Consider the following 24713-nt stretch of genomic DNA (forward strand, 5'->3'; position numbering starts at 1 on the left):
GGTTCATTTTTTTCGACACTAATCTCAACCAAAAAATCCGCCCCCATACATTAAAAAATGCACAGGGACGGATTTTCCGTGTTACCACCCATATTTGCGTCAAATCAACGCCTCTAATTGTTAACGTGGCGATTCCACGTACCTTGAGCTTTCACTCTTAGTAATCACTCTAAGCTCATCTTCAAACAACTTTCTGCTCCGCCCTCTCACTAACGGCAGTCGCTATTAGCATCATCATTGTTTTACTCTTCTCGTCATCGTGATGATTATTAAATGTTGATTAGAATGTTAAATGTTAATAAGCATTGTACACTCTAAATCTAAATTGTCAACTATCACATTTCACCTTAATACTAAAAACATACACAAAAACAGCGACTCAATCAAAATAACAAGTCGCTGTTTTTGATATTACTGAAAATGGCAATTTTGAAATAAACTCATTCACCAGGTTGATAATCCTGATCAATAATCATGACTGGTTTAATGACTGAGCCATTATTAGATGCCTGATTAGCTTCATTGATCTGCTCAAAAGTGTAGAATTTTTCAAGCTTATCAAACGGGAATTGACCGGCTTTCCAGAAATTAATAAGCTTTTGAAGCGCCAACTGTGGAATTGCATCGCCCATCAAAACACCGTCAACATGCTTTTGCAACGCGGTTAACTCATTCCATGGCATAAATTCCAGGGTTTTAGCGGTAACGGCAATTGGTGCCAAATGACCGCCGGAAGCCAAGGCGGTAATCGCCTGGTGCATGATTGACGAAATTCCGGTCGTATCAATCGCAAAGTTGACACCTTCACCATTCGTTAATTCTTTAACCTTATCAACCCAATTCTCGTTCAAACTGTTAATCGTGTCGGTCGCACCAAGTTCCTTAGCCATTTCCAACCGGCTGTCATGAATATCGACACAGATGATCTTTGAGCAGCCTTTGATTTTGGCAGCCATTAGTGCACCGGACCCCACTGCGCCGGTCCCAACAATCGCAATCGTATCGCCTTCTTTTGGCTTCAAGCCATTAAAGACGGTACCTGACCCGGTCACAAAACCGCACCCAAGCGGCCCAACTTTTCGCAAATCAATATCCTTATCAATCACCGTCACATTTCGTTCCTGAACCAGTGTTTCAGTTGTAAACGAGGACTGATTAAAGAAATTGTGAATGGGCGATCCATCTTCACGGGTAAAGGCAACCGATCCATCCGGACGAACACCGGCCATGTTTAATTGTGCCCAATTCACACAAGATGATGGGTGACCGGTCAAACAATTATGACAAGTCCCATCGTAATCGTATGACAAGATAACGTGATCGCCAACCTTGACCGTGCTGACCTGTGAACCGACCTTCTCAACAGTGCCGGCACCCTCATGACCAACTACGCCGGGATATGGATACTCACCGGCGGACCCGTTTCGAACCGCTTCATCCGTATGGCAGATACCGCTGGCTACAATATGCACCAAAACTTCGTGGGCTTTGGGCTGATCGTCTACTTCCAAACTTTCCAACTGAAAATCTGCATTTAACTTTTCAATGACTGCTCCTGTAATCTGCTTTGTCATTATATTACTTCCCCTCGAATTCAAACCAAATGACAAACTCTCGAAAGCCCTTCCACCGCTTTTAGACTACAACTATTTTTATGCAGTTACTAGCATTTTGCTTGAAACCTTATACACAATCATAAATACCAAAAATACAAAAAATGGGTGACAGAATGCTGTTCACCATCATAAGCTGTGGATAATTATTCACATAATCTTTTTTATTCTTTTTCACCGCTGCCCGGCGTCTCTTCACCTTTTTTAACCGTATAGGATTTGGCGCCAACCCCGGCTAAATGACCATCTTGAGCGATCAAATATTCTGGTCGAATGGGCTTATTTTCAAAAAAGGCTTCCAAAATTTCTCGGGTGCCGGCAGCATAACGTGCCTGAGCAGACAATGATGTACCAGACATATGTGGAATCATTGCCTGATGCGGCATGCTTCGCCATGGGTGATCGGCTGGTGCTGGCTGTGGGTACCAAACATCTCCTGAATAGCCGGCCAAATGCCCCGATTCAAGGGCCCGAACAATGGCATCCCTATCGACTAATTCACCTCGACTATCGTTAACAATATAAGCACCGCGCTTCATAGTGGCCAACAATTTATCGTCAAACATATGATACGTTTGGGCATGTAACGGGGCACACAAAACTGCTACATCAACAACCTTGGCCAGATCTTTAACATCTGCTACAAAAGTAGCTCCCAATTGCTTTTCAACTTCAGCGGGTAGTTGATGACGCTGCGTATAAAGTAATTTAACATTAAAGGGTTTCAGCCGTTCCAGTACCGCCCGGCCGATTCGTCCAGCGGCAACAATCCCAACGGTCATGCCCTCAAGATCGTAGGAGCGTGAAGCTGCGTCCGCAATATTCCAACCACCCTGCTGAATAATTTCGTGAGCCGGAATAAAGTTTCTGACAAGTGCCAATACCTGCATGACATCAGATTCAGCAACACTGATGCTATTACTATAGGTTACTTCCGCCACCGTAATGTGGTGTTCATTGGCGGCGTTCAAGTCTACGTGATCCGAACCAATACCGGCTGTAATTGCCAATTTTAAATTTTTGGCCTTATTGATTAAATCCGCTGTCAAATATGCCGGCCAGAACGGTTGGGAAATCACAACGTCTGCGGTTGGCAATTCCTTTTCAAAGACCGAATCCGGCCCTTGCTTATCTGACGTTACAATCAATTGGTGACCATGGGATTCCAAATATTTTCGCAACCCCAGTTCACCAGAAACACTGCCCAACAATTCACCAGGCTTAAAGTCAATTCCCTCAGGGCTGGGAACAGTTGAGCCATCCGGATAATGCGTTATTTCAGGAATTGAATCCCGAGCATATTTTGGCGGATAACCACCGACGGATCCGGATACAACACTGCTAACACTTTTGCCATGGACGGTCATTCCTTTCCATTGTCCAGACCTACTCCCAATCGTCATTAGTTTAGCACCAAAGTAACCGGTTACACTATCAAAACGCTTTTTATTTTAACTCCCCGCCGCCTACCGTCATTATCTTGACACACCCACTGTCTTCCGCTAAAATTAGTGTATTCTATGCGAGAGGAAAAGATTGCAATGACATTTTATGTTTATCAAACTTGGCAAAACCGGTAAACAAGTCACACGAACAGGTGCGGCTTGATCTTTAAGTATGCGATCAGCACGCATCTGTACCGGCAGTCTTTTCCAAAAAGAAACGGTCTGTACAGATATTTCCGGACAGACCGAATCATCGACGAGCACTTCGGTCCAAAGCCGAGGTGCTCGTTTTTCGTTCGCAGACAGAACTTAATACTTGAAAGGAGAAGAAAATGAAAAATAGATACAAACTGCTTGGCGTAATTGCAATATTATTTATTTTCTTAGGATATGCCTTTTTTACTGAAAGCTCCAAGCAGCGGGCAACCAAAACCCCAACCGTCGGGATTTTACAATTAATGTCCCACCCCGCCTTGGACGCAATTCACCGGGGTATCATTCACGGTTTGAAAGAGGAGGGTTATCAGCCCGGCAAAAATATTAAAATTGATTTTCAAAATGCCCAAAACGATCAAAGTAATTTGAAAACCATGAGCACCAAATTTGCCAACGAAAATGCCGATCTTTCAATCGGTATTGCCACACCGTCCGCCCAAGCACTGGCCAATACCATTAATGACAAACCGATTATTTTGGGAGCCATTACCGATCCCAAAGGAGCCGGCCTGGTTAAAAATAACGTCAAACCCGGCGGCAATATCACCGGCGTATCGGATCAGGCACCCCTAAAAGAACAACTCGGTTTAATTCAAAAGTTTATGCCTAAAATGAAAACGTTAGGCATCATCTATACCTCCAGCGATGATTCAGCAGTCGCCCAATATAAGAAGTTCGCTAAGATCTGTAAGCAGGCGCATGTTCGCTTAAAAGCCTATTCGATTGCCAATACCAACGATTTGAATCAGGTTGCCGAACAGGCTGTTTCAACCGTTGACGCGATCTACGTGCCAACCGACAACACCATTGCCGGCGCCATGCAGACACTGGTTGGGGCTGCCAATAAGGCTAAAGTGCCGGTCTTTCCGGCTGTTGATACCATGGTAAAAGCCGGCGGCGTGGCTACCTACGGCGTCGACCAATACCAACTGGGTGTCGCTACCGGTAAGATGTCAGCTCAGATTTTAAAAGGGAAACGTAAACCGGCAACTACCCCTATCAAATTCTTCCGTCATGGAAAATTAATTATTAACGAAAAGCAAACTCAAAGATTGGGAATTAACATTCCCGAAAGCTTGTTAAAGGAAGCTCAGCAGAAAGGGGAATTAATCAAATGAGTATTATTGTTTCCGCTATCGGTCAGGGACTGGAATGGGGAATTGTCGGCATCGGTCTGTTCCTGACATTTCGAATCCTTGATTTCCCGGACATGACCGTTGAAGGGACTTTCCCGATGGGGGCTGCTGCTTGTGTTGCCGCCATTTACCACGGTTATCCACCATTTGTTGCCACGTTGATTGCTTTTGCGGCCGGGATGTTAGCCGGGTTGGTGACCGGACTGTTATATACCAAAGGCAAAATTCCCGTTTTGCTATCCGGAATTCTGGTAATGACTGCGGCTTACTCTGTTAATTTTCGAATTATGAATCGGGCCAACCTCAGCCTATACGGAAAGCCGTCAATGCTGCGAAATCATTTTTTGGCATCATTGCCGCCTTACTTTGACACTGTCACATTAGGATTGCTTTTTGTAACCATTGTGACAATATTACTAATCTATTTTCTGCAAACCAATTTAGGCCAAGCCTTCATTGCAACCGGCGATAACCCAACGATGGCCCGTTCATTGGGGATTAGTACGGACACCATGCAAATTATGGGACTAAGTGTTTCCAATGGTCTGATCGCGCTGGGCGGTGCTCTGGTTGCCCAAAACAACGGCTTTGCGGATGTCAATAGCGGCATCGGGGTTATCGTGGTTGCCTTGGCTTCCATTATTATCGGTGAAGTTATTTTCGGTGACCTCACTATGAATGAACGTTTGATTGCTGTCACCATCGGCAGTATTCTCTACCGGTTCGTTATCCTGATTGTCTTAAAACTCGGCTTTAATGCCAACGACCTCAATTTGATTTCGGCCATTGTTTTGGCACTCTTTATGATGTTTCCGGTCTTCGAAAAACGTTTCCGACTTCGCCACACTTTTACGAGGGGGCTAAGCAGTCATGACTGAACCAATTTTTGAATTAAAAGATGTCGTGGTAACCGTCAACCAAGGAACCCCGGAACAAATCAACATTATGGATCACGTCAACCTGGCTATTTATCCTGGTGACTTTATCACCATTCTGGGCTCTAATGGTGCCGGTAAATCAACACTGTTCAACGTCATTGGCGGTAATATTCGTGTTACCAGCGGGCAGATCCGCCTTCACGGTCGGGATATTACCAACATGTCGGTTGAACGACGGACCCGCTTCCTAAGCCGAGTTTTCCAAGATCCTAAAATGGGCACTGCGCCCCGAATGACGGTTTCGGAAAATCTATTACTATCAATGAAGCGCGGCCAACACCGGGGCTTGGGTCCCCGCCGTCTCAAACAAAGTATGGCCCATTTCAAAGATATTACCTCTGTCATGAACAACGGCCTTGAGGATCGGCTAAATACCGCAACCGGTAAATTATCCGGCGGTCAGCGCCAAGCACTGAGTTTTCTGATGGCAACCATTAAGCGTCCCGAAATTCTTTTATTGGATGAACATACGGCCGCACTTGATCCGCAAACATCCCAGGAATTAATGAACGCCACCAATTCACAAATCACAGCGCACCACTTGACATGCTTAATGATTACCCATCACTTGGATGACGCTTTAAAGTACGGCAATCGGTTAATTGTTCTCGATCACGGTAAAATCACCTACGACATTGCCGGCGATGAAAAAGATAATTTAACTAAAGAAGAACTTCTCAGTTTCTTTAATGACATCGAAGGTTAATAAAAACGTCCCAAAAGTTTCAATTGATTGAGCTTTTGGGGCGTTTTTTTCGTTGCTTTTGGTGTTAACGGCTTTGCTGTGTGCGCTGTTCTGCTAAGCAATGCCACTGCATATAAGGGATTCGTTTCAAAAATCCAAACCTCGGATTTCCTGAATCGACGTCTTATACTCCGGGCATTAATCGCTTTGCTTCGCACACTGGTTTTAGGACTGCTCCGCTAACCCACAAGCCTGCTTGTAAGGGATTTATTTCAAGAACCCAAACCCGGGGTTCCCGAAATAAACGCCTTACACTCCGGCTTATCCCGGGTTAGCTCCGCGCACTGGTTTAGGACTGCTGCTCAAAGCAGCACCACGCCATATAAGAGATTGATTTGAAAAATCCAAACCCGGGATTTCCCAAATCAACGTCTTATATTCTGGGTGCTAACCGCTTTGCTCCACACACTAACCATTTACCACATTTTTCGCCCTTCCCGCCAGGAAAGCCCTTAAATTGTCGACGGCAATGCCCATCAACCGTTCGCGGATTTCAGTTGCGGCCCATGCGATATGTGGTGTTAAGAAGCTGTTTTTTGCGGTTAATAGTGGATTATCCGCGTTAATTGGTTCCTGAACAGCTACATCCGCGCCATACGCGTACAACCGGCCACTATTTAAGGCATCGGCCACATCTTTCTCGTTGATTAAACCACCTCGGGCCGTGTTGATTAAGATAGCTCCCGGTTTCATTTTATCAAGCGCATTATGGTCAATCATCCCAGCCGTCTCAGCCGTTTGTGGCGTATGCAAACTGATAACGTCCGCTTTTGCCAAAACATCTGTTAAGCTGACTTGCTGTAGCCAATCTTCCTTAACTACTTTTTCGTGATGGTTATAAAAGATAACGTTCATCCCAAATGCATGGGCAATTTGAGCCGTTGATTGGCCAATATTACCAAAGCCAATTATGCCCAACGTTTTTCCAGTTAACGAAATTAATGGCGTCTTCCAGAATGTGAAATCATCTGACCGACTCCACTCACCGTTTCGAACGGCTTCACTATGCAGCCCGACCTGATTGGTAATCTCCAATAACAGCGCTAACGTGTGCTGGGCAACGGCGTCCGTTCCATAACTCGGAATATTGGTAACCACGACATCGTTTGCTTTAGCTGCCTCAAGATCAACAACGTTATACCCGGTTGCCAATACGCCGATATAGGTGAGCTTCGGTGCCGCGGCAATCACCCGCTTGTCCAATGGTGTTTTGTTGGTTAAAACAATTTCAGCATCCCCAATTCTCTCCAGAATCGTATCATCGTCTTCTGCCGTTCGATCATAATTTTTAAAATTGCCAAACTGCTTAAAACCGTCCCAGCTCAAATCACCAGGATTCAACGCGTAGCCGTCCAAGTCCACAATCTTCATGTCAATCGCCTCCGAATTATTTATCACCATCATACCGCACCGGCTTTTTAATTTGGGAATAAATGATTAATTGTTTAAACCCCCGATTACGATACCATTGATTGTAAAAGCTTCATTTCTTTGGATATCAATTGGTACTGTTTTTGTAAGTAACGTAAATTTTAAGCAAATATCCGATCAACCTTCTTTCTAAATACCTAATAATTACAACCCGTTGGGGGAATTAATTTTCGGCTTCAATTTTTAATCATCAATTTTTCACACTTTCTTCAAGATTGTGCAAAATAAAAGATGCATCCAGTTCACATTTGTAAGCGTTTGAAATACACTAATGACGTGAAAAAGTCATCACTTTCTATTAAAGTCAATTGTGAAATAAAGCATAATTTCTTCTTTATTTATTCACGGAAAATTAATAGATATCTTGTAAACTTAATATCAGATAAAAGAAAGGAAGTGAATCAAATGGAAAATAAACAACAGACGCCATCAAAGAAGAAATTCAAGATGCCTTCCGCGTATACCATTTTATTCTTAATCATCATTTTCGTTGCTATTTTGACATGGCTGATTCCTGCCGGCCAATATTCAACCGACAAAGCCGGTAATATTATTGCCCACACTTATAAAGCGGTTGCCGCTAATCCCCAAGGAATTTGGGATGTTTTCACGGCCCCGATTTATGGGATGATCGGAAATGACCACACTGAAGGCGCTATTTCAATTTCCCTATTTATTTTGGTAATTGGTGGTTTTCTAGGTGTTGTCAACCAAACTAAAGCTTTGGACGATGGCATTTCATCAGTCGTTTCAAAATATAAGGGCAAAGAAAAGATCCTAATTCCGCTTTTAATGATCCTATTCGCCCTGGGCGGTTCAACTTATGGGATGGCTGAAGAAACCATTGCTTTTTATCCATTACTGATTCCGGTTATGATCGGCGTTGGCTTTGATAAAATGGTCGCTGTGGCAATCGTCCTGGTCGGCTCCCAAGTTGGTTGTCTGGCTTCAACTGTCAATCCGTTTGCGACCGGCGTAGCCTCACAGACGCTGAACATTTCCCCTGGAGATGGGATTTTATCTCGAATCGTTCTGCTAATTATCACCGTGGCTATTAGTATCCTTTACGTTTACAGATACGCTTCCAAAATCGAAAAGGATCCTGCGCAATCCATCGTTTTTGATCAGCACGAAGATGATCTCAAACGATTCGCGTTGGATCATAAAGATCAGGCCGGTGCCAAGATGACCGGTCGGCAAAAAGCCGTTCTTTGGCTATTTGGGCTGACTTTCCTGCTTATGATTATCGGTTTGATTCCATGGGACCAAATCAATGCTAAGTGGACTTTCTTTGCCAGCTTCACCAAATGGCTGCAAAGTATTCCGGTACTCGGTGATTTAATCGGTTCCAACCTGGTACCGTTCGGCTCTTGGTACTTCACTGAAATCACCACACTCTTCTTCTTGATGGCGGTCATTATCATGTTCGTCTTCAAAATGAAGGAAAGCACTTTCGTTGACTCATTTTTAAACGGAATGGGTGAATTCCTGGCGTTGCCATTATTGTGGCCGTTGCCAGAGGTATTCAGGTTATCATGAATGACGGTAACATCACCGCAACTGTCCTTCACTGGGGAGAAATGGGACTATCAAATCTGGGCTCGGTTGTCTTCATCATTCTGGCCTACATTTTCTACATCCCAATGTCCTTCCTGATTCCATCAACTTCCGGTTTGCTGCCGCCACAATGGGGATTATCGGTCCGATGGCAATTGCCGGTGTTGATCCAAGCTTGGTCGTAACTGCTTACCAAAGTGCTTCCGGCTGGGTTAACCTGATTACCCCGACTTCCGGAGTTGTGATGGGCGCCTTGGCAATTGCCAATGTTAATATTACCGTTTGGTGGAAATTCATGTTCAAGTTAATGATTTATTTGTTCCTGACAACAGCAATCTTCTTGGGCATTATGGCACTGCTCTAAAAACTTCAAAATTCATTGGTCATTTTTTGGTCAATGAATTTTATTGTGCCGGCCCAGTCAGGCTGCTACTGATATTTAACAATTAATTTTAAAAATGGAGGCTTTCAAAATGCAAAAAATTGTTACCGAAACCCAACAGAAGCAGGCCGTTGATGCTTTAAAACGGCTGGTCAGCAAACCATCCGTTCACGACGACGCGACGGTTTCCGAAACAACGCCCTTTGGTAAAGGAATTGACGAAGCGTTGACCGAAGTATTGGCAATCGCCAAAGAAAATGGCTTTACAACTTACAAAGACCCCAACGGCAACTATGGCTATGCTGAAATCGGCTCAGGTGACCAAACATTTGGGATTATCGGCCACGTTGACGTTGTCCCAACAGGCGACCCCAATGATTGGGACCATGATCCATTTGACGCAACGATTGTTGACGGTCATATTTATGGTCGGGGAACTCAGGACGATAAGGGGCCTACCATGCAGCCATGTTCGCCGTTAAGGCACTCGTCGACCAAGGTTACCACTTCAACAAAAAGATCCGCTTCATTTTTGGTACCGATGAAGAAACCCTCTGGCGAGACATGAAAGTCTACAATAAAAAAGAAAAACCAATTGATATGGGCATCGCCCCGGATGCTGAATTTCCGTTAATCTACGCAGAAAAAGGATTGGAGCAGGCCTACCTGGTCGGCCCCGGTCAGGATGATTTGGCAGTTGACCTTCAGGGCGCTTTTAACGCAGTGCCGGCAAAAGCTCACTATAACGGACCGGAACTGGTGGCAGTCAAACAGGCCTTGGACAACCACCACTTCCAATATGAAAACGACGGTGCCAACGGGATTACCGTTCTGGGCAAATCCGTTCACGCCATGAACGCCCCAGCCGGCACTAACGCCGTACTTCGACTGGCGATTGCACTGGATGACGTTTTTCCAAGCAAGCCATTAGACTTTCTCGGCAAACTGTTTAAAGAGGACGCCACTGGAACAAACGTCTTGGGAAATATCGAAGACAAACAATCCGGTCACCTAACCGTTAACATTTCCAGCCTTAAAATAACGCCAACCGAAACCCGAATGCAGCTTGATATGCGAATCCCGGTTACCGTTAATCGAGATGATTTAATCGAAAAACTAAAGGCAGCTGTTGCCCCTTATGACCTACACTATGAAGCCTTCGATTATCTGGCACCGCTGTACGTCCCAACCGACAGTCATTTAGTCAAAACACTGATGGCTACCTATCAGGACTTAACCGGTGATGACACGCAGCCGCAAATTTCCGGTGGCGCTACCTATGCCAGAACCATGCACAATTGTGTGGCGTACGGCGCGATGCTACCGGGGACCCCGGATTTCATGCATCAAGTTAACGAAAATTGGGAATTACAGTCGATGTTTAAAGCCATGGCTATTTACGCCGAAGCCATTAAACGCCTCTGCGTAGACGATAAGTAGTTCTTTGAGTTCAAGTTAAGAAAACAGGTATTCAAACGATTAAGTTCGCTTGGGTATCTGTTTTTTGTTGATAAAGCCGATTAATTTAAATACGAACTATCATTTTTAATTAGGTACCGAAACAAAATCGTTGACCTTTTAAAAATTATGTCCTATACTTCATATTGTTAGGTACCTAAATAAAATATTTTGAAGGAGTTTTTCCCATGACAGATAAAAACGACTTATTAAGAAAAATCTTCGGTTTCCTTCACGGCTCACAACGGTTGGCCCGTCACGCTGCTCGTCCTTATCAATTACGGGGGCAGCATCGGGTTCTCCACGTATTGGCCAAAGAAGGTACCCTGATTCAATCCCAATTGGCTGAAATTTTGGACATTCGACCATCATCTCTAACCGAACTATTGTCTAAGCTCGAGGATCGTGGCCTGATCAGCCGCACCCCCGACGAAAACGACAAGCGGGTAACCAACGTAACGTTAACGGATGCCGGCAAAAAGGCCATTGAAAATGAAAGTGGCACTTCTGACAAATTAACTGACGATATCTTCGCCGGCCTCTCGGATGAAGAGATCGAACAATTAAACAACTTATTTGATAAGCTGAATCGTTCACTTAAAGAGAAGCTGCCGGCTCGTGATGAACGACCGGATGGCTTTCCGGGACATCACCACCATCACGGTTTTGGTGGCCCCAGTTTTGGCGGTCATCACGGTGGCCCTCGTGGTTACGGCTTTGGTCGTCCCAGACTATTTTAATTAGTCAAAAACATCCTCATCAAAATTCGGTGAGGATGTTTTTCTGCATCATTAATGCATCAGGTATCTATTTAATTTAAGCCGGACCTTTTGTAACATCGTTATAAAATCACTAAGCCATTAATTTAGCTTACTTTTGATAAAACCAGCCGGCATAGTGTTTGGTCCACCTTAAGTGACCATTAATCAAATGACTGCTCTTATAGGAAACTCTGGTTTTGCCTGATACGAGCCAAACATCATCCGTAAATAGGTTCGCCCACCATTCTTATAAGTTCCTTTAATCACGTATGACACCGGTGTACTACGACGATAAGCCAAATTTTCGATCGTCGTTTTTGACTTTTTTTGCGTCGCAATCGTTAGTCGATTAGCTTTAACCGATAAAGTCGGATAAAAGTTGCCGGTTTTGGCATATCTGGAAGTAAACCTCCCCTGCAGGACTTTGGGCATCCCGGTTGTCCATTTAGCGGCCGCTGTCGGCGTTTGAACTGCTGCCAGACTGCCAAAAACAGCTGCTGTAAAAATCAAACTTTTTACTATTTTATGACTGTGCATTCAAATCACCCCTCACGTAAAATCATACCATGTGAGGGGTGATTTGATTAAATAAGGCCACTAATTTTAATTATCAAGCTGACATTCGAGATAAATAGCACCGGGTGCCGGATTATAACGATAAGGTGCGATTGGTTTAAAGCCGGCTTCCTGATAGATTTTTTGAGCGGCTTGCATTTTAGGAATTGTATCCAATCGAATCGTTTCGTAGCCAAGGCTTTGTGCACTTGCTAGGATTCGGGCGACCAACTCATGGCCAATTCCCAAGCTGCGAAATGGTGTCTTAACGTACAACCGTTTCATTTCGGCAATCTTTGGCGCAAATTGGTGAACCGCAATCCCACCGGCCAATTGATGGCCAACATAAGCCAAAATCAAATCACCGTTGGGTCCACCATAACGTTTGGATAATTCGGTCAATTCAGTCTCAAAATCTTGAAAGCCCAGATCCAGATTCAGGGATCTGCTGTACTCAATGAATAACGCCTTCGCAATTTCAAAGTCATGTGCTGTTTGGGCATGACGATAGGTTACTTTGTCTGCACTTGGTTGTTCCATGAAATCCCCTCCATAATCTGAATGTTAGGAGCTATTTTACAATAGGTAGCGGGACAAAGTAAAGAGTGTGCGGAACAAAGCGGTTAACGTTCGGAGTATAAGGCGTTCGTTTTGGAAATCCCGGGCTTGGATTTTTGAAACGAATCCCTTATATGCAGAACGTTGCTTTGTGGAGCAGTCCTAAGAATAAGTGTGCGGAGCAAAACGCTTAGCACCCGGAATATAAGACGTCGATTTGGGAAATCCCGGGTTTGGATTTTTCAAATTGATCTCTTATATGGAGCGGTGCTGTTTTGCGGAGCAGTCCTAAGAATAAGTGTGCGGAGCTAAGCGATTAATGCCCGGAGTATAAGATGTCGATTCAGGAAATCCTGGGTTGGATTTTTTGAATCGATCTCTTATATGCAGTGGCATTGCTTAGCGGAGCAGTCCTAAAATCAGTGTGCGGAGCTAATCCGGGATAAACTGGCGTGTAAGGCGTTTATTTCGGGAACCCCGGGGTTCCCGAAATAAATCCCTTACATGCAGGCTTGTGGGTTTGCGGAGCAGTCCTCACACCCCCGCTAATCGCCCTTCTTCGTAACATCTTTTGAAACTTCATGAAGCTTCTTATCCAAAGCCAGCTTGGCTTCGTGTTCTCGTTCACTGGCAGCTTTCTGTGGCAAAATCAAGTTCAAAACAATCCCGATCACTGTCGCAAAAGCCAATCCCGTAAATTGAAATTTACCAAGCTGCAGATAGGCATTTCCGATTCCAATGACCATAATTGTTGATGCAATCATCAAATTACGCTTCAAGCCCATGTCGATTTTATTTTCAACCATGACTTGAATCCCGGCAGTGGCAATTGTCCCAAATAGGAGGAAGCTAATTCCGCCAATAACCGGTAACGGCATCTGCATAATCAAAACGTTTAATTTATTGACAAAGGCAAACAGGATTGCAAACCCGGCAGCGCCCATCAAAACATAAACACTGTGAATCTTAGTAATTGCCATAACACCAATATTTTCACCGTAACTTGTCATGGCAGGCGCACCGACCAGCCCGGCAAACAAGGATGCCGCACCATCACCGGCCAATGTCCGGTTCAACCCGGGATCCTTAAAGAAGTCGCGATTCGTCAATTCATCTAAAACCATGATGTGTCCCATATGCTCGGTCATCGTAACAAAAGCAATCGGCGTAATTGAAAGAATGGCCGCCCAATCGATTTTAAAGTGATAGGACAAACCCGGAATTTCAAACGCCGGCATCTTAAACCACGGGGCCACTGCAATCGCATGCAAGTCAACCAAACCGCAAAACGCAGAAATAATATAGCCGCAAACAATCGCCAGCAAAACAGGAATCAATCCAATAAAGCCTTTAAACATCATGTTGAAAGTAATTGCTAAAAATAGCGTTATCAATGCAATAATAAAATATTCCAAATTATAATGAGAGCCTTTCATCATGGCATCTTTGGCCGCACTGCCGGCAAGTGAGAGCCCGATAACCATTACAATTGGTCCCACGACAATCGGTGGCAGAATTTTATCCACCCAGTCGGAACCAACAGCCCAGATAATACCGGCAACAATCATATAAACCAGTCCAACACCGACAATTCCCTGTCCAACTGCTGGATAACCGGTTGTATTCATCAGGGCGTACATCGGCGTAATGAACGCAAAACTTGACCCCATGTAGGCCGGAATCTTGCGTTGCGTAATCATAATATGTAGCAATGTCCCAACGCCGGAAGCAAATAGCGCAATGCTGGGGCTCAAACCGACCAGTAATGGCACAATCACCGTTGAACCAAACATTGAAAACATGTGCTGCAATGAAAGGCCGACCCACGGCCAAAATGGCGGCATATCATGAACATCTAAAATTGCCCGATCATCGTGAAACTCGTTTTTATCACTCATTATCGTTCAACACCTCTTCATTTTTTTGAAACCAGCCGCTAATCAAAAAATCCATCATCCCCGAGTTACCAGTAAGATGATGGATTTTAATTCGGATTAAGAATCAGCCCGCCTTAAATGTCGTCCTCTTACCAGCCTCACAGGACCAGAGTTAAAGATCGCTTTTGTTCTTAATCGATTATAGTATAGATACTGAAGCAACACAACGTGGAGCCCTTGAGTTAACGGCACCCTCTAAGCTTGTTTTTTAAGCATTCGTTGGCAGGCTTCGCTTATCGTTCGAAACTTAATCTTTGGCGGCATAATTTCATCCGGGGCATCGAAGACACTGTCCTGAATGTCAGTATTATAACGGTCTATGGCAGCCGTATTAATATGTTTCTCAATCCCCTGTTTGGGCAGTCCAAATTGAAGGGACCCCTGATAATTAACAAACATGCCCACTTTTTCAAAATATTTTGGCAGATTATTAATTTGCGAATAGGTATTCAATTCATTTGAATCATGTTTCAGCCATTCTCGAAGGAACGGAGAAAGACAGTCCGGGCGAGTCTGGGGCAACGTATTGTTTAAACTGACAAGTTGTGAGAGCCCGTCTTCTTCGCCGGCGTAGTCCAGCACAAAGTAACGTTCAAAATTAGCCGTGACAGTTTGCAGATCCTTATTAGCAATCTGCCAGTGTTCACCAATGTGAACCAGCATTCGCCTACCGCGGGGAAATCCGATTGGAATTGCTAACCCCATCGCTTCTTCTTTACCCCGGGGATTATCCGAAATACCGCCATAAAGCTTTTCTGTTGCCAACTCATCTTGAATGATGTCCAGTGGAATACCGGCGTACACCTTTTTTAAGCTTACCAGCATGTTCCAGTAATTTATTTGTTTGCCAATCGGCGTAAAACCAACGTCTAAATATAATCGGCTCTTGTCAACCTGCTCCGGCGAAAAATCATCGTCAAAATGAAGGACGTCGCCCATCGCCAGTGTTGGCAGATAAAAAATCACGCCGTCGTTTTCCAGCATCATTTCACGATATTCCCGGCTGGTTTGGCTCAGCAAAACCCGATCCGAAAAACGATTCACCCGGGTTACCAGTGAATTAATCGCGTCACTCATTTGGGGCCGGAATTTTTCGAATTTAGGGTTATCAAAAACTGAATCAGTCATAAAATCTCCTTATTTTTATCACAATCAACAAAACGTTAAAAAACACCCTTGATTCAGGAAATGTTATCTCAGAGAAGTATAGCTGGATTGCGACATTTATGCAACGAACAGTACAGGGCCAGCACCATTAATCAAATTTATCAATCATTCATCCAGAAAATGTAACCGCCAGATTCTTTTCTAAAGTTGCTTTTCCATGTCAATATGAGGAATATCATCTTCCAAATATACGTCACTAACGTCATGGAAGCCAAATGCGTGATAGAAATCTTTTAAATAGGCTTGCCCTGCCAGCACAATCTTGTTAGCATGTGGTATTAATCGGGTAGATTCTTGAAGTGCTGTTTGAAGCAGTTCTTTTGCCAAACCTTTACCCCGAAAATCTTTTGCGACAATTACCCGCCCGATTCTCACAACGGTTTGATTTTTTTCGGGAATAATTCTCAGATAAGCCATCAAGTCACCATTATCATTTCTAAATGTTAAATGATAGGCACTCAAGTCATCGTCGTCGACCTCCTGATAAGGACATTCTTGTTCCACAACGAAAACTGCGACCCTTAATTTATAAATATCAAATAGTTCCCGATTGGTTAATTCTTGAAATGACTTAACTGTTGATTTTATCATTGTTAACAAAACTCCTTTTGTATTTTGGCTTGATTTTAGTGATGGGTTGATTCGGTGTTAATCGCTTTGCTCCGCACACTATTTTCTCTTTCTGTTATAATATATTCGACTAGGTTAACTTGCAAGACAACTGTAAGAATGAGGTATTGATGTGAATAAGCATGACAACGAACCACAGTATAAAAAATATGATTTCAATTCGGAACAAACCCGGCGCAGCCAACGCAAGCGGCAATACAGCGGCTGGTGGTTTGCGCTTTTGATCCTGATTGTTGCCCTTGCCATTGCCGTTTCACTCAGCTGGTTTCTTACCGGCAGCGGTAGTAAGTCGTCCAAGCATTCGTCGAACAATGGCATCACCCGAACAATTAAAAAATCTGAAAGTGCTTTAAAAAATCGAAAAAGTAAGGGGTCACTAACCAGCAAACTCGAAAGTAATCGGGTTGCTTCTTTTAAAGAGAAACTGAATTCGGCTGACAATAATGGCATTACCAAGCAACAACGAGCTACATTACAACAGTCTGTTAATCAAGAATCTAATCAGTCAGTCAAAAAGAGCGAACAAAGTCTATTAAACCAGACTAAGACCAAAGCCACTCAACCACCCAAGAAGCCGAAAGCTGCCGATCCATTTGCGAGTGCCCACACGTTTTCGTCAATTCAGGACGCCAAGAGCTGGGCCAACGCAACCAAGCAGGAATGGCTAAAAGCCGGTTACGTCAATTATACAATTACATCAAACGGCCAAGGTTATTACACTTTGAAATTTGTTAAATAAGCTGTAATTTCGACCATCTTGGCATTTATTAAGTATTGACCACAAATATAATTTATTTTCATCGGCCTTGGAAAGATTTATGATGTTATTGGGAGGGTGATTAAGAATGGAGATCAAAGTGCCATTAGCAAAGGGCCTTTTGCCCGATAAGTATGCCAAGTATGCCGCTTCAAGTGATAAAGTTGACGGAAAACCAGTCGTTTCATTTCCAATCCAGGTGACCGGCGTTCCTAAGAATGCAAAATCACTAGCTTTAACGCTAATTGACTGGGATGCCGTTCCGGTTAGCGGTTTTCCTTGGATTCATTGGATTGCTGCCAACATCGCGCCGGATGTTTTGGAAATTCCCGAAGACAATAGTCGTCAGCTAAAAGTCCCGATGGTTCAGGGACGCAACAGTACCGCTGGTGGCCTAATCGGTAACCAGGATCCCAACACAGCTTGGCGATATAATGGACCGGTTCCACCCGATAAGGTTCACAATTACCATCTTTCTGTTTTTGCACTGGACAGCGAGTTGCCATTAAAAGATGGCTTTTGGTTGAATGAGCTGCAGGATGCCATGCGGGGCCATATCTTAGCAACCGCGGAAATAGTCTTACCGAGCCAAAATTAAAGTGTGCGGAGCTAACCCGGGATAAGCCGGAGTGTAAGGCGTTTATTTCGGGAACCCCGGGCTTGGGTTCTTGAAATGAATCCCTTACATGCAGGCTTGTGGGTTAGCGCAGCAGTCCTAAACCAGTGTACGGAGCAGAACGTTGCTTAGCGCAGCAGTCCTAAGAAAAGTGTGCGGAGCAAAACAGTACACCAAATCATTTAAAGGTACTAACTAAAATTGTGCGGATTAGTGATATAATAAACATATTAATTAACGGCAAGGGGGCCGCTTCTCATGGAAGCCAATTACAAAACCATTTTGGTGCCGGTCGATGGATCCAAACAAGCTGAGGATGCATTAGCAAAGGGTGCCTTAATTGCAAAAAACAACAACGCCCATCTAGATGTCCTTCACGTTCTAAGTACTACCCAATACGGTTACAATTACGGTGGTATGGTTGATGGTGACGTTATTAACAACTTAGTTGAAGATACAACGGATTATCTGAACAAACTAATCGATCGGATTAAAAAAGATGCAGGAATTGACGATGTCAGCATTCACATTCGTTTTGGAAATCCGAAGACGGTTATCGCTTTTGAATTTCCACGTGACCACAAATCTGATTTAATCGTTATCGGTGCTACTGGTATGAGCCGGCTGCAACGGGTCCTTGAAGGTTCGGTTTCTTCATTCGTTAATCGAAATGCCCATTGTGATGTCATGGTCGCTCGGACAAACCAAAAGAACGAACCATCCGTCCCGGCAAAGAAATAAGCAAATTCGGGATAATAATCTGAATAGAATTAAAGGGCTGGTCAATTTGACCGGCTTTTTTATTATTTTAAAGTGCCTTTTCTTTATCAGGTTCCTTCAATCAGGTATCATTAAGTTAGTTATGTAAGCGCTGTACACGGATTGGAGGAATGACAATGAAGGTGCTGGTTATCGGCGGTATTGCAGGTGGCCCCTCTTTTGCGACCCGATTGCGTCGAATTAATGAAGATGCTGAAATTATCATTTTTGAGCGGGGAGCAGCAATTTCGGTTGCCAGCTGTGCGCTGCCCTATTATCTGGGTGGTTTAATTCGGGATCGCTCGACCGTTATTGAACGCACCCCCGAAATATTGAAACAAAAGAATAATATTGACGTTCGACTGTATAACGAAGTTACTGCGATTGATCCAAAGCAAAAGCTGGTTCATGTAATCAACCACCAAAACAATCAATCTTATACCGAAACTTACGATAAATTAGTTATCGCTACTGGCGCAAGCCTGCTGTCCCCGAAATTAAGGGGATTGATAAAGCTGATGATGCCTTCGTTCTCCGGGCAATCACCGATGCGACAAGATCAAGCGCTTTTTAGAAACCAAACGGCCAAAGCGGGTGACAATTCTGGGCGCCGGTACCATCGGCATTGAAGTCGCAGAAAGTTTTGTTAACAACAATATGGATGTAACAATCGTTGAACAATCCGGTCAGGTGGCCGCACCATTTGACAGCGAGATTGCCGAAATTGTCGCGGCAGAATTACAGGCACAGGGTGTCCATGTTCTGCTTCACCACACCATTAAAGAAATTACCGACAATGGCAAAACACTGGTGTTTGATAACGGTACCACTCATCAAACCGATATGTTGTTTTTGGGAACCGGTGTTCAACCAAATAGTCAATTGGCAGCCGATGCCGGAATTAAGTTATCCGAAGATGGCCACATCATCGTTAATCAGCAGTTGGCAACTAGTTTGCCCGATATTTACGCCATTGGGGATGTAATTGAAACCACCAGTCTCATCACCGGTCAACCAATTCCAAGCCTTTTGTCAAGTGCCGCTAATCGTCAGGGCCACTTACTGGCAGATGTCTTTAACGGCGCACCATTAATCTATAAGGGCTTTATCGGTGCGGGCGTCGCCAAGTTCTTTGACTTAACCGTCAGCTATGTCGGCTATACTGAACAAATGCTCCAACAGGCTGGGATCAACGACTACCGTTCGGTGTTTATCACGCCGTTTGATCACGCCTACTTCTTTCCAAATGCCGACCGGGTTAACTTCAAATTACTTTATCAGGATAAAACCGGCAAGATCTTGGGCGGTCAAGCCGTTGGCAGAAACGGCATCGATAAACGAATTTCTCAACTTTCGGTTGCGATTACCGGAAATTTGACGGTCACTGATTTGCCATCACTTGAAATTCCTTACTCGCCGCCCTACTCTTCAACCCGGGATGTTTTAAACATCGCTGGTTACGTTGCCATCAACCAATTAACCAATCGAACGGCAACAATCAAATTAACCGATATTCCGGAAACAGATTTTAAATCAGCCTTCTTCTTAGACATCCGGGAGGCCGGCAAGCCGGCAGCCGGCTCGGTGACGCCAACCTTGAACATTCCACTATCTGAACTGCGGGAACGAATCAACGAGGTGCCAACTGACAAAAAAGTCTATATTACTTTCAGAAAGGGGCTGGGGCCCTATAATGCCTCGCGAATACTAGCTGGAAAAGGCATCAAAGCAACCATGATTGAAGAATAAATTAAACAAGAAGCGGTTAAGATGACATTATGTTACTTTAACCGTTTCTTTGTTACGTTTTATAACATAAGTACGACTTGAAATTTATTTTTTTAGCATACCGTGATCGTTTATTCACCAAAGAAATAAACTGATAACCGCTTATTCATAAAATAACACGGTCATGTTTTCCTTGAAAAAGGATTGAAAACACTGCTATTTCAGCGTAAGATCATTTTTAAGATCTTCAGTTTAAAAAAGATCAGGCGGCTATAAAAAAGATTTTTAATGTAACTAATTCTAACATTAGAAATGCAAGCAGGTGGCAGGCTTGTCAAATTGAATAAGAGGTGTTGTGATGATGAAGATACTTGTGAAGCAATCCGATCAAGAATCACCAAAATCATTCAAGATTGACAAGTCTGACGACCAGTTGATGGTAGCCCCTGACGCGGATATTTCTACCGGTCAGGCCGCTTTACTGGGACTACAGCATTTATTAGCAATGGACGTTTACGTTGTACCGATTATTATTGCAGGTATGCTGAGTTTACCCCTCGCAAACAAAATGGGATTAATTCAAGCAACCTTTTTGGCAGCCGGGATTGGCACCATTCTACAAACTGGTGTCTTCATGAAAATGCCGGTTACACAGGGGGCTTCCTTTGTCCCTTTGGGAGCGTTGGCTGGTATTTATATTGCCGCCGGTCGCGGAACAGTCGGCATGGCCACTATTTTTGGATCATTAATTGTTGGTGCGTTGTTTGTCCTAATTTTAGGATTTACGCACGTTGTTCCAAAACTAATCCAAAAATTCGTACCATCACTGGTTGGTGGCACCATTATTACAAACGTCGGTTTATCACTAATTCCTTCAGCGCTTAACGACAATATTTTTCAAGCATCCGGAAACTTGAATAGCAATGTCCTGTTGGGGATTATCACTGCCGGTGCACTCGTTGTCTGTGTCATGATCAGTCTTCACTTTCCACAATATGATCGTATCTTTCGATTAGGTTCAATTCTAATTGCTTTAACCATCGGCACAATTGTGGCTGCGTTTATGGGTCGGTTTTCGGTCAAATCCGTTTTAGAAGCGCCGTGGTTCAGCACACCCAAGTTTGCTTTAACCAGCTATGGCCTTCACTTTTCCCTTTCACCGATTTTAACCATGCTGATTATCTACATGGTGTTAATGACTGAAACAACCGGTACCTGGTTTGCCGTTTCAGCGGTTACCAATACGAAACTCACGCCGCAGCGAATCAATCGGGGTGTCTTCGGTGAAGGTGTTTCCTGTCTTGTCTCAGCCCTGGTTGGTTCAACTCCCGTCACGGGCTACTCCACAAACGCAGGAATTATCTCGATTACCGGAGTTGCCAGCAAAAAAGCCTTCATCGGTGCCGGCATCTGGTTTATTCTCTTCAGTTTTGTTGGAAAGTTATCCGCCTTGCTGGCAGCCATCCCATCAGCCGTAATCGGCGGTGTCTTTGCAATTATCTGCTCAACAATTATGCTCAACGGCCTAAGAGTTGTTAGTCAAAGCCATTTTGTGGAACGCGCACTTTATATTTTGGGTATTCCAATCATTTTAACTTTAGGATTGGTTTTAATGCCAAGCAGTCTAAAAAACGAAGCACCGACTTTTGTTCAATATCTGCTTGATTCACCAATTGCAACGGCAGCTATAACAGCGATCATTTTAAATCAGTTGTTACCCGACAACCAGCAGCTGAAACTGACAAAAGTCGAAAAATAAGGAAGTGTTTTAAATAATGGATACAAAGAAGATTGATCAATACATGTCATTAGCCGCCAAAGAAGCTGAAAGCAATTTAAAAACCGAAGCTGGTGGTCCGTTTGGTGCGGTTATCGCTAATGAACAGGGCGTACTCGTAACCGCCCACAATCAAGTATTAGCGGATCAAGATCCAACAGCCCATGCAGAAATCACTGCTATTCGAAAGGCAACTAAGAAATTGGGAACCTACGATTTAAGTGGTTATACGCTTTATACATCGTGCTACCCCTGCCCAATGTGCCTGGGAGCAATTATCTGGTCAAACATCAAAGTTGCTTATTATGGCAATACAGCAAAAGATGCTGCTAAAATTGGTTTTCGAGATGATTACATCTATAACTTTATCAAAGGCAATGGTACGGATAAAACGGTCTTGGATTTAAAATCAAGTAATCGTGATCATACCATAAAAGCATTCAATCAATTCGAGGATCGAAAAACGAAGGTCATTTATTAAACTTGCAAAATGAAGCAGGGTCAGGCGAAACTATGTTCTGATTCTGTTTTTTATTTTGTCAATTTTCGGGTGCCACTTTTCCATATTTAAAGCAAATTCAAATTAATTTCTAATTAAGTTGTTATCATTATCATAATCGGCTAAAATTGTTTTTAACACGATATGGAGGGACAACATGGACGCAAAACATACTTCAAAAATTAGTTTGTTTCAATTGGTTATGCTGGCACTCGGATCACTAATCGGGTCTGGCTGGCTGTTTGGTTCTTGGGAAGCTTCCAGAATTGCCGGGCCGGCAGCGATTATTTCATGGATAATTGGTGGTGTGGTGATTGGTGCGGTTGCTTATGATTATGTAGAAATTGGTGCGATGTTCCCGGAAGCCGGTGGGATGAGCAAATATGCCCAATATTCACATGGACCACTTTTAGGCTTTATCGCTGCCTGGGCCAATTGGATTTCACTCATTACATTGATTCCAATTGAGGCTGTTGCCGCCGTCCAATATATGAGCACTTGGCCATGGTCTTGGGCCAACTGGACCCATCAATTCCTGCGAAACGGAACCATCACCAACACCGGTTTACTGGTTGTTTTTGGCTTTATTTTAATCTTTACGTTGCTAAATTATTGGTCGGTCCGGGTACTAACCGGATTTACCAGCTTAATCTCCATTTTTAAAATCGGCGTTCCCACACTAACAATCATCATGCTGACAGTCTCCGGATTCTATCCACAAAACTATGGCAATACTTGGCATGAGTTTATGCCGTATGGAAGTGCGCCGATCTTTGCAGCAACTTCAGTGGCCGGCATTATTTTTTCCTTTAATGCTTTTCAAACCGTTATTAATATGGGAAGTGAAATCCAAAATTCCCGAAAAAACATCGGTCGCGGTATTGCTATCTCACTTTTAATCAGCGGTGTTCTTTACATTGTCCTCCAAAGCACCTTTATTACGGCGCTCGATCCAAATATGATCGCCAAAGCCGGCTGGCATGGTATTCAGTTCAATTCTCCCTTCGCTGATTTGGCAATCCTGCTTGGCATTCACTGGCTGTCTGTCCTGCTTTATATGGATGCTTTTGTTTCGCCATTTGGAACCGGCGTTTCATTTGTCGCTTCGACCGCCCGGGCACTTTACGCTATGGAAGGAAATCATCATATTCCCAGCTTTATCGGCAAAGTCAATACCACTTACGGGATTCCCCGGGTCGCCATTATCGTTGATACCATCCTTAGTATGGTCATGGTATCCATTTTCCGTTCTTGGGCTGTTCTGGCCACCGTTATCTGTACGTCAACTTTAATCGCCTATCTGACCGGACCGGTAACCGCCGTTTCGTTCCGAAAAATGGGGCCAAATTTCAAACGACCGGTGACCTTAAAACACCTTAGCTGGTTGGCTCCCCTTTCCTTTGTCCTAGCTTCCTTGGCTACTTATTGGGCAATGTGGCCCACGACAATCGAAGTTATTTTGATTATTATCTTAGGGCTTCCCTTTTACTTCTACTATGAATATAAAACCAGCTTTGTTAATACGCGTAAAGCTTTTTGGTCCGGCCTCTGGATGATCGTTTATCTTATCTTCATATCTGCGATTTCATACGCCGGAAGCCAGCAATTTAATGGAATGAACTGGATTCCTTATCCTGTTGATTTTATTGTCATTATCATTGCCTCTTTGGGCTTTTATTATTGGGGCATTCACAGTTGGCAAATTTTTCCGGACTACTATCAGGCAAAAAAATTAAACGAAGGCGTTAAACTGGAAGAAGATAACCAAACTCGCCAATAGTAAATGATTAATTTGCGTTCATAGCTGAAAAAATGTTTGAAATGTAGGTTTATTTGATCGTTTTGATTTTTCTATTTATGCTATTTTGATAAATCACAAGCAAATAAGCATTTTGGATCGTTAAATAAAGAACCCCCAAAAGCGTAATCCCAGCACTATTCCAAAAAAAGCATAAGCTCTTCTCCTTACCATCATATTAGTCACCAACGCACTTTTTTCATTTTACTTCATTTGCAATAATTTTCTCATTTGTTACACTAGTTGTCAT

Annotated in this window: 18 protein-coding genes and 3 pseudogenes; 13 read left to right on the plus strand and 8 right to left on the minus strand. The window is 43.6% G+C overall.

Annotated features, from left to right (window positions below):
* Nucleotides 1-440: 440 nt before the first annotated feature.
* The gene (locus JCM14108_RS01780; RefSeq protein ID WP_035177890.1) at nt 441-1574 is read right to left on the minus strand and encodes an NAD(P)-dependent alcohol dehydrogenase; all 1134 of its coding nucleotides are present in this window, start codon (nt 1572-1574) and stop codon (nt 441-443) included.
* A gap of 203 nt (nt 1575-1777) precedes the next feature.
* Entirely contained in the window at nt 1778-3016 is a 1239-nt protein-coding gene (locus tag JCM14108_RS01785; RefSeq protein WP_237745686.1) for an NAD-dependent formate dehydrogenase, read from the minus strand.
* A gap of 374 nt (nt 3017-3390) precedes the next feature.
* On the opposite strand from JCM14108_RS01785, the gene trpX reads away from it, so the two are divergent.
* From trpX to JCM14108_RS01800, 3 genes are read left to right on the plus strand one after another with little or no spacing between them, the layout of a single operon-like run.
* Nucleotides 3391-4392 carry a tryptophan ABC transporter substrate-binding protein gene (gene trpX / locus JCM14108_RS01790; RefSeq protein WP_035177892.1) on the plus strand — a complete coding sequence of 334 codons (1002 nt, stop codon included), beginning with the start codon at nt 3391-3393 and terminating at the stop codon, nt 4390-4392.
* Nucleotides 4389-5288 carry an ABC transporter permease gene (locus tag JCM14108_RS01795; protein WP_035177895.1) on the plus strand — a complete coding sequence of 300 codons (900 nt, stop codon included), beginning with the start codon at nt 4389-4391 and terminating at the stop codon, nt 5286-5288. Before trpX ends, JCM14108_RS01795 begins: the two co-directional genes overlap by 4 nt.
* The gene (locus JCM14108_RS01800; protein WP_035177898.1) at nt 5281-6054 is read left to right on the plus strand and encodes an ABC transporter ATP-binding protein; all 774 of its coding nucleotides are present in this window, start codon (nt 5281-5283) and stop codon (nt 6052-6054) included. Before JCM14108_RS01795 ends, JCM14108_RS01800 begins: the two co-directional genes overlap by 8 nt.
* A 447-nt stretch (nt 6055-6501) precedes the next feature.
* Here JCM14108_RS01800 and JCM14108_RS01805 read toward each other — a convergent pair whose 3' ends face one another.
* Nucleotides 6502-7464: a D-2-hydroxyacid dehydrogenase gene (locus tag JCM14108_RS01805; RefSeq protein ID WP_051995974.1), complete on the minus strand. Its 963-nt coding sequence runs from the start codon at nt 7462-7464 to the stop codon at nt 6502-6504.
* A 465-nt stretch (nt 7465-7929) separates the two neighbouring features.
* Between JCM14108_RS01805 and JCM14108_RS01810 the strand changes: the two are divergent.
* From JCM14108_RS01810 to JCM14108_RS01820, 3 genes and pseudogenes are all read left to right on the plus strand, one after another.
* Nucleotides 7930-9445: pseudogene (locus JCM14108_RS01810) on the plus strand (YfcC family protein).
* Nucleotides 9446-9554: 109 nt separating this feature from the next.
* Nucleotides 9555-10903 (plus strand): annotated as a pseudogene (locus tag JCM14108_RS01815) (M20 family metallopeptidase).
* Between the two features lie 206 nt (nt 10904-11109).
* Complete coding sequence (locus JCM14108_RS01820) at nt 11110-11661, plus strand: MarR family winged helix-turn-helix transcriptional regulator (protein ID WP_035177904.1); 552 nt, start codon at nt 11110-11112, stop codon at nt 11659-11661.
* A gap of 186 nt (nt 11662-11847) precedes the next feature.
* On the opposite strand, the gene JCM14108_RS01825 is transcribed toward JCM14108_RS01820, so the two are convergent.
* The 5 genes from JCM14108_RS01825 to JCM14108_RS01845 form a co-directional block, all read right to left on the minus strand.
* Entirely contained in the window at nt 11848-12219 is a 372-nt protein-coding gene (locus JCM14108_RS01825) for a hypothetical protein (RefSeq protein WP_237745687.1), read from the minus strand.
* A 66-nt stretch (nt 12220-12285) separates the two neighbouring features.
* Nucleotides 12286-12777, minus strand: coding sequence for a GNAT family N-acetyltransferase (locus JCM14108_RS01830; protein WP_035177907.1), 492 nt, complete (start codon nt 12775-12777; stop codon nt 12286-12288).
* 563 nt (nt 12778-13340) lie between these two features.
* Nucleotides 13341-14693, minus strand: a complete 1353-nt coding sequence (locus JCM14108_RS01835; RefSeq protein ID WP_035177910.1) for a uracil-xanthine permease family protein — start codon at nt 14691-14693, stop codon at nt 13341-13343.
* A 234-nt stretch (nt 14694-14927) separates the two neighbouring features.
* Complete coding sequence (locus JCM14108_RS01840) at nt 14928-15860, minus strand: hypothetical protein (protein ID WP_035177913.1); 933 nt, start codon at nt 15858-15860, stop codon at nt 14928-14930.
* Between the two features lie 180 nt (nt 15861-16040).
* Complete coding sequence (locus JCM14108_RS01845; RefSeq protein ID WP_035177915.1) at nt 16041-16490, minus strand: GNAT family N-acetyltransferase; 450 nt, start codon at nt 16488-16490, stop codon at nt 16041-16043.
* 151 nt (nt 16491-16641) lie between these two features.
* On the opposite strand from JCM14108_RS01845, the gene JCM14108_RS01850 reads away from it, so the two are divergent.
* The 7 genes and pseudogenes from JCM14108_RS01850 to JCM14108_RS01880 all read left to right on the plus strand — a co-directional run bounded on the left by JCM14108_RS01850 (nt 16642) and on the right by JCM14108_RS01880 (nt 24445).
* Nucleotides 16642-17268: a hypothetical protein gene (locus JCM14108_RS01850; protein WP_035177918.1), complete on the plus strand. Its 627-nt coding sequence runs from the start codon at nt 16642-16644 to the stop codon at nt 17266-17268.
* A gap of 106 nt (nt 17269-17374) precedes the next feature.
* A complete protein-coding gene (locus JCM14108_RS01855) occupies nt 17375-17884 on the plus strand; it encodes a YbhB/YbcL family Raf kinase inhibitor-like protein (protein ID WP_035177920.1) in 510 nt (169 codons plus the stop codon).
* A 276-nt stretch (nt 17885-18160) separates the two neighbouring features.
* Nucleotides 18161-18643 (plus strand): universal stress protein, encoded by a 483-nt coding sequence (locus JCM14108_RS01860; RefSeq protein WP_035177923.1) that lies wholly within the window; start codon nt 18161-18163, stop codon nt 18641-18643.
* A 155-nt stretch (nt 18644-18798) separates the two neighbouring features.
* Nucleotides 18799-20410, plus strand: a pseudogene (locus tag JCM14108_RS15745) (FAD-dependent oxidoreductase).
* Nucleotides 20411-20750: 340 nt separating this feature from the next.
* A complete protein-coding gene (locus JCM14108_RS01870) occupies nt 20751-22148 on the plus strand; it encodes a solute carrier family 23 protein (protein ID WP_420805516.1) in 1398 nt (465 codons plus the stop codon).
* Nucleotides 22149-22191: 43 nt separating this feature from the next.
* A complete protein-coding gene (locus tag JCM14108_RS01875; protein WP_035178147.1) occupies nt 22192-22647 on the plus strand; it encodes a nucleoside deaminase in 456 nt (151 codons plus the stop codon).
* A 175-nt stretch (nt 22648-22822) separates the two neighbouring features.
* Nucleotides 22823-24445, plus strand: coding sequence for an APC family permease (locus tag JCM14108_RS01880; protein ID WP_035177926.1), 1623 nt, complete (start codon nt 22823-22825; stop codon nt 24443-24445).
* Nucleotides 24446-24713: the final 268 nt, after the last annotated feature.

It is taken from the genome of Lentilactobacillus farraginis DSM 18382 = JCM 14108 (assembly GCF_000583655.1).
In the GTDB taxonomy this organism is placed as follows: Bacteria; Bacillota; Bacilli; order Lactobacillales; family Lactobacillaceae; genus Lentilactobacillus; species Lentilactobacillus farraginis.

Excerpts from the sequence above, each read along its gene's own strand:
- JCM14108_RS01795 (WP_035177895.1), top strand. The coding sequence starts at position 4,389 with ATGAGTATTATTGTTTCCGCTATCGGTCAGGGACTGGAATGGGGAATT.
- JCM14108_RS01785 (WP_237745686.1), bottom strand. The coding sequence starts at position 3,016 with ATGACGATTGGGAGTAGGTCTGGACAATGGAAAGGAATGACCGTCCAT.
- JCM14108_RS01870 (WP_420805516.1), top strand. The coding sequence starts at position 20,751 with ATGAAGATACTTGTGAAGCAATCCGATCAAGAATCACCAAAATCATTC.
- JCM14108_RS01860 (WP_035177923.1), top strand. The coding sequence starts at position 18,161 with ATGGAAGCCAATTACAAAACCATTTTGGTGCCGGTCGATGGATCCAAA.
- JCM14108_RS01800 (WP_035177898.1), top strand. The coding sequence starts at position 5,281 with ATGACTGAACCAATTTTTGAATTAAAAGATGTCGTGGTAACCGTCAAC.
- JCM14108_RS01835 (WP_035177910.1), bottom strand. The coding sequence starts at position 14,693 with ATGAGTGATAAAAACGAGTTTCACGATGATCGGGCAATTTTAGATGTT.
- JCM14108_RS01845 (WP_035177915.1), bottom strand. The coding sequence starts at position 16,490 with ATGATAAAATCAACAGTTAAGTCATTTCAAGAATTAACCAATCGGGAA.
- trpX (WP_035177892.1), top strand. The coding sequence starts at position 3,391 with ATGAAAAATAGATACAAACTGCTTGGCGTAATTGCAATATTATTTATT.
- JCM14108_RS01875 (WP_035178147.1), top strand. The coding sequence starts at position 22,192 with ATGTCATTAGCCGCCAAAGAAGCTGAAAGCAATTTAAAAACCGAAGCT.
- JCM14108_RS01780 (WP_035177890.1), bottom strand. The coding sequence starts at position 1,574 with ATGACAAAGCAGATTACAGGAGCAGTCATTGAAAAGTTAAATGCAGAT.
- JCM14108_RS01825 (WP_237745687.1), bottom strand. The coding sequence starts at position 12,219 with ATGCACAGTCATAAAATAGTAAAAAGTTTGATTTTTACAGCAGCTGTT.
- JCM14108_RS01830 (WP_035177907.1), bottom strand. The coding sequence starts at position 12,777 with ATGGAACAACCAAGTGCAGACAAAGTAACCTATCGTCATGCCCAAACA.
- JCM14108_RS01855 (WP_035177920.1), top strand. The coding sequence starts at position 17,375 with ATGGAGATCAAAGTGCCATTAGCAAAGGGCCTTTTGCCCGATAAGTAT.
- JCM14108_RS01880 (WP_035177926.1), top strand. The coding sequence starts at position 22,823 with ATGGACGCAAAACATACTTCAAAAATTAGTTTGTTTCAATTGGTTATG.
- JCM14108_RS01840 (WP_035177913.1), bottom strand. The coding sequence starts at position 15,860 with ATGACTGATTCAGTTTTTGATAACCCTAAATTCGAAAAATTCCGGCCC.
- JCM14108_RS01820 (WP_035177904.1), top strand. The coding sequence starts at position 11,110 with ATGACAGATAAAAACGACTTATTAAGAAAAATCTTCGGTTTCCTTCAC.
- JCM14108_RS01805 (WP_051995974.1), bottom strand. The coding sequence starts at position 7,464 with ATGAAGATTGTGGACTTGGACGGCTACGCGTTGAATCCTGGTGATTTG.